The 4,882-nt window shown below is 72.5% G+C and carries 7 protein-coding genes and 1 tRNA gene; 1 reads left to right on the top strand and 7 read right to left on the bottom strand.

The window, feature by feature from the left end; genetic code table 11:
• Positions 1–33 precede the first annotated feature (33 nt).
• Positions 34–657 carry a TetR/AcrR family transcriptional regulator gene (locus H5J29_RS20930; RefSeq protein ID WP_181782744.1) on the bottom strand — a complete coding sequence of 208 codons (624 nt, stop codon included), beginning with the start codon at positions 655–657 and terminating at the stop codon, positions 34–36.
• A gap of 33 nt (positions 658–690) precedes the next feature.
• Here H5J29_RS20930 and H5J29_RS20925 point away from each other — a divergent pair.
• Positions 691–783, top strand: a tRNA-Sec gene (locus H5J29_RS20925).
• A 5-nt stretch (positions 784–788) separates the two neighbouring features.
• Here H5J29_RS20925 and selD read toward each other — a convergent pair.
• The 6 genes from selD to H5J29_RS20895 form a co-directional block, all read right to left on the bottom strand.
• Entirely contained in the window at positions 789–1,835 is a 1,047-nt protein-coding gene (selD, locus tag H5J29_RS20920) for a selenide, water dikinase SelD (RefSeq protein WP_376768555.1), read from the bottom strand.
• 29 nt (positions 1,836–1,864) lie between these two features.
• Complete coding sequence (locus H5J29_RS20915) at positions 1,865–2,083, bottom strand: hypothetical protein (RefSeq protein ID WP_181782743.1); 219 nt, start codon at positions 2,081–2,083, stop codon at positions 1,865–1,867.
• A gap of 759 nt (positions 2,084–2,842) precedes the next feature.
• Complete coding sequence (locus H5J29_RS20910; RefSeq protein ID WP_181782742.1) at positions 2,843–3,793, bottom strand: PLP-dependent cysteine synthase family protein; 951 nt, start codon at positions 3,791–3,793, stop codon at positions 2,843–2,845.
• A gap of 54 nt (positions 3,794–3,847) precedes the next feature.
• Positions 3,848–4,126, bottom strand: coding sequence for a MoaD/ThiS family protein (locus tag H5J29_RS20905; RefSeq protein WP_181782741.1), 279 nt, complete (start codon positions 4,124–4,126; stop codon positions 3,848–3,850).
• Between the two features lie 49 nt (positions 4,127–4,175).
• Complete coding sequence (locus H5J29_RS20900; protein WP_181782740.1) at positions 4,176–4,646, bottom strand: M67 family metallopeptidase; 471 nt, start codon at positions 4,644–4,646, stop codon at positions 4,176–4,178.
• 51 nt (positions 4,647–4,697) lie between these two features.
• A partial coding sequence (locus H5J29_RS20895; protein ID WP_220187712.1) for a hypothetical protein occupies positions 4,698–4,882 on the bottom strand: 185 nt, incomplete at its 5' end.

The raw sequence follows: 4,882 nt of genomic DNA, 5'->3' as shown, positions 1-4,882 counted from the left end.
CGACGGCGACCCGGCCGTCCAGCCGGAGGATCGTCACGGCGGCTCGGGGAAGGAGCGGGCGATCCCCCGCATCCCCCCGCCGGACACCAGGCCGCCGAGGGCGAAGGCGAAGAGCTGGTCCGCCAGCTCCCGGTCGGCCTCGGCGCCGCGTGGGACGAACCAGTGCTGCATCCAGTCCAGCATCCCGACGACCGCCCGCGCGGCCGTCCGCGGGCTCCCGGCGAGCGAGAACTCGCCCGTCCGGACCCCCTCGGAGATCAGCCCTTCGACCGCCGCCATGTACCGGGCGTCCATCTCGCGGAACTCGGCGAAGCGCGGCGCCGTCATCCGGCCGATGTTCTGCAGGTACACGAACGCGGCGGGATGGTGGTCGCCGAAGATCCGCACCTGCATCCGGACGAGCTCGCGCAGCCGCACCGCGACGCTGTGCCCCGAGTCCGCCTGCAGGTGTTCCAGCTCGGCGAGCAGCTGCTTCGCGGGCTGCTCCACGACCGCGAGCAGCAGCTCCTCCTTGCTGCCCACGTAGTTGTAGATGGAGCCCTTGAGGATGCCGACCCGCGCGCCGATGCCCTCCAGCGTGGCGTTCTCGTAGCCGCGGTCGCGGAACTCCTCACCTGCGGCGACGAGGATCTCCGACCAGCGGCTCGGGCGGGGCACCGGATCACCGTATAGGTTCGCGGTGGGCGCGAGGGAGGCGTCTGGGCGCCTGGTGGCCCCCGCGGTCTTCAACACCGACGTGGCCGAGTACCTCGGTCAGGCGGGTTCGATTCCCGTCCGCCTCCGCCCGTTCACCGCGTGACGACGATCCGGCCGGTCCCCGCGGTGACCTCGCCGACCACCGCGGCGGGGACGCCCTGCGCGGTCAGCTCCTCGACCGCCCGCGCGGCGCGGTCCGGCGCGGCCCCGAAGAGCAGGCCGCCGGAGGTCTGGGCGTCGGCGAGCAGGAGCAGGTCGGTCTCCGCGACGGTGGAGTCCACGACCTCCGCCACCCACTCCCGGTTGCGCCTGCTGCCGCCCGGCACCGTGCCCGCCTCGGCCAGCTCCCGGACGCCCTCGAGGAACGGCACCGCCCCGACCCGCACCGTGGCGTCCACACCGGACGCCGCGACCATCTTCCGCAGGTGCCCGAGCAGCCCGAACCCGGTGACGTCCGTACAGCCGGTCGCGCCCGCGGCGACCGCGGCCGCGGAGGCGGCGGCGTTGGAGGCCACCATGGAGTCGATCGCCGCGGCCACCAGCGCGGGGCCCGCCGTCCCGCGCTTCACCGCGGTGGTCGCGATGCCCACGCCGAGTCGCTTGGTCAGCACCAGGGCGTCCCCGGGCCGCAGGCCGGTGTTGGTGAGCAGCCGGTCCGGGTGCACCTCGCCGACCACCGCCATCCCGTACTTGGGCTCCGGGTCGTCGATCGAGTGCCCGCCGACCACGGCGAACCCGCAGGCCCGGCCCGCGTCGGCGCCGCCTGCGAGCACCTCGGCCAGCATCTCCGGGGGCAGGGACTCGGTCGGCCAGGCGACGAGGTTGAGCGCGAACAGGGGGCGGCCGCCCATCGCGTAGACGTCGGACGCCGCGTTGGTCGCCGCGATCCGGCCCCAGAGCCGGGGATCGTCCACGACGGGGGTGAAGAAGTCCGTGGTCGCGACGAGCGCGCGCTCGGCGTCCAGCCGCCAGACCGCCGCGTCGTCGCCCGTCTCGGTCCCGACGAGCAGGTCCGCGGGCCGGTCCGCGGGTGCGAGCAGGCCCATGACCTCCGCCAACGCGCCGGGGCCGATGATGATCACCGGAGCGGCGCACCCGGCCGCGGCGACCGCGACTCCACGTGCCCAACCGACGATCACCGGCGATCGGCTTTCGCCCACGATAGTGATCAACTGCGCGCCGCCTGGCAGGCCGGGTGATGATCATCGAACCGGCGCACCCCGCCGCGGCAAGCGCGGCCCACCGCGCCCGACCAACGATCACCAGCGCTCGCCCCGCGCGCGACGGTGATCAACGGAACATCGCCGTGGCAGGCCGAAGCGGTGATCACCGAACCGGCACGGCCCGCCGCGGTAGGCGCGGCCCGCTGCGCCTCACCAACGATCACCAGCGCTCACGCTGCCCGTGACGGTGATCAACGGGGCGCCGCTCGGCCGCGCCGGGCAGAGGGTCACCGATATGGCACAGCCGGCCGCGGTGAGCGCGGCTCCACGCGCCCAGACGACGATCACGGCGCCTCGGGAAAGCCGCAGTGGGAGATCGGCGGGCCTCTGGGCGAGCCAGGGTGGTGATCACCGGACCGGCGCGCCCGACCGCGGTGACCGCGGCTCCATGTGCCCAACCGACGATCACTGACGCTCGGCGTCGGCCACTGTGGTGACCAGCGACGTGCCTGGGGCGGGCCGGGGCGGTGATCACCGAACCGGCACACCCGACCGCGATGAGCGCGGCTTCACGCACCAGAACGACGATCACCGGCGCTCGGCGTCGCCCAACTGTGGCGACCAGTGACGTGCCTGGGGCGGGCCGGGGCGGTGATCACCGAACCGGCACACCGGACCGCGGTGAGCGCAGCCCCCCGCGCCCGAACGACGATCACCGGCGCGCAGGGCCGCCTAGCGTCGCTGACCGGCACTCACCGGCGCTCGGGTGCGGCCTCGGTGTTGATCGCCGTTCTGGTACCCACCATCGCGCTCACCGCGCCGAACCGGTGATCATCCGCCAGGCTCCGCAGATGATCGAGCGCCCACCCGGGCCCGGTGGCGGTCGCCAAGCCCAGAGGGTTTCCCGCTCAGGGGACGGCAGCGCTCTGCAGCGGCGTTTGTTCCCCCGGGCGGGTGCCTCGCGGGAGAACTGATTCCGGCCGTCAGGCCCAGAGGTGGCCTTCGATGCCTTCGGCGGCGTCGTCGAGCCGGCCGGAGTAGGCGCCGGTGGAGAGGTACTTCCAGCCGCCGTCGCAGACCACGAGCACGATGTCCGCGGACTCGCCGGAGCCCGCGGCCTTCTCGGCCACCGCGAGCGCGGCGTGCAGGATCCCGCCCGTCGAGATGCCGGCGAAGATGCCCTCCTTGTCCACGAGCTCGCGGGTGCGGCGCAGCGCGTCGTAGCTGCCGACGGAGTACCGGCCGGTCAGCACACTGGGGTCGTACAGCTCGGGGACGAAGCCCTCGTCGAGGTTGCGCAGGCCGTAGACGAGCTCGCCGTAGCGCGGCTCGGCGGCGATGATCTGCACGTCCGGCTTCTTCTCGCGCAGGAAGCGACCGGTGCCGACCAGGGTGCCGGTGGTCCCGAGGCCCGCCACGAAGTGCGTGATCTCGGGGCAGTCCCGCAGGATCTCCGGGCCGGTGGTGCGGTAGTGCGCGTCTGCGTTGGCGGGGTTGCCGTACTGGTAGAGCATGACCCACTCGGGGTTCTCCGCCGACAGCTCCTTGGCCATCGCGACGGCCTGGTTGCTCCCCCCGGCGGCGGGCGACGAGATGATCTCCGCGCCGTACATCGTGAGCAGCTGGCGACGCTCCTCGGAGGTGTTCTCCGGCATCACACAGATGATCTTGTAGCCCTTGAGCTTCGCGGCCATGGCCAGCGAGATGCCCGTGTTGCCCGACGTCGGCTCGAGGATGGTGCACCCGGGCGTGAGCAGCCCGTCCGCCTCCGCCTTCTCGATCATGGCCAGCGCGGGGCGGTCCTTGATCGAGCCGGTCGGGTTGCGGTCCTCCAGCTTCGCCCACAGCCGGACGTTCTCGGCCGGGGACAGCGACGGGAGCCCGACCAGCGGGGTGTCCCCCACGGCCTGCAGCAGGGAGTCGTAGCGCGCCATCGCTCCTCCAAGCGGGGCAGGGCGGCGGGGATCGCCCGCCGCCGTCCCGTCAGCTCAGCGCATACCGCCGGCGACCGCCGGCAGAATGGTGACGGTCGAGGTCTCCTTGACCGGGGCCTCGAGGCCACCCGCGAAACGGACGTCCTCGTCGTCGACGTAGATGTTCACGAACCGGTGCAGCTTGCCGTCCGTGATGAGGCGGCCCTTGAGCCCGGCGTGCCGCGACTCCAGGTCGTCGATCACCTCGGCGACGGTGCCGCCCTTGGCCTCGACGGCCTTCTCACCACCCGTGTGGGTCCGCAGGATGGTCGGGATGGAGACGGTGACGGCCATGGTTCTTCGGTACTCCTGATCGGTTCGAACGGTAGGTGGCGAGGGCGGGTCAGCCCAGGTCGGGGACGTCGTCCGCGCCGGTGTGCGCGAACATATAAGTCTCCACGACCTCGACTTCTTCCTCGGTCACCACACCGTCGACGATCCGGTACGACCGGAACTCGTGGCCCGTGTGGTTCGTCTCCGCCGAGTCGCGGGTGGAGACCAGCACGTAGTGCGCCTCGGGTTCGGAGGCGTAGGAGATGTCGGTGCGCGACGGGTACGCCTCGGTCGCGGTGTGCGAGTGGTAGATCACCACGGGCACCTCGTCGCGGGAGTCCATGTCCCGGTACAGCCGCAGCAGGTCGCCCGAGTCGAACTCGTAGAAGGTGGGCGACCGCGCGGCGTTCAGCATCGGGATGAAGCGCTCGGGCCGGTCGGATCCCTCGGGTCCCGCGACGACGCCACACGCCTCGTCGGGGTGATCCCGCTGAGCGTGCGCCACGATCTCGTCGAGGAGATCTCTCCGGATGACCAGCACGGGCCAAGCGTACGTAACACCAGCGACAAGAGCACACCCGCCCGGCCAGGCTCACACGTCTCGGCCCTCGCCGCCGAGCACCGGGGGCCCGTAGTCCGGGACGTCCGCGAGCCAGACGCCCTCCGGATCCTCCTCGACCAGCCAGTCCGGCCGCGCCTTCGACTCCCCCGGCCGGGTCGCCATCGCCCCGCCGGGCATCAGCGGCATGTGCGACGACGTCTGCCGCGCCCCCGTCT

It is taken from the genome of Pseudonocardia pini, from assembly GCF_013870575.1.
GTDB classification, from domain to species: Bacteria; Actinomycetota; Actinomycetes; order Mycobacteriales; family Pseudonocardiaceae; genus Pseudonocardia; species Pseudonocardia pini.
This window is presented reverse-complemented; position numbering and strand designations above follow the sequence as displayed.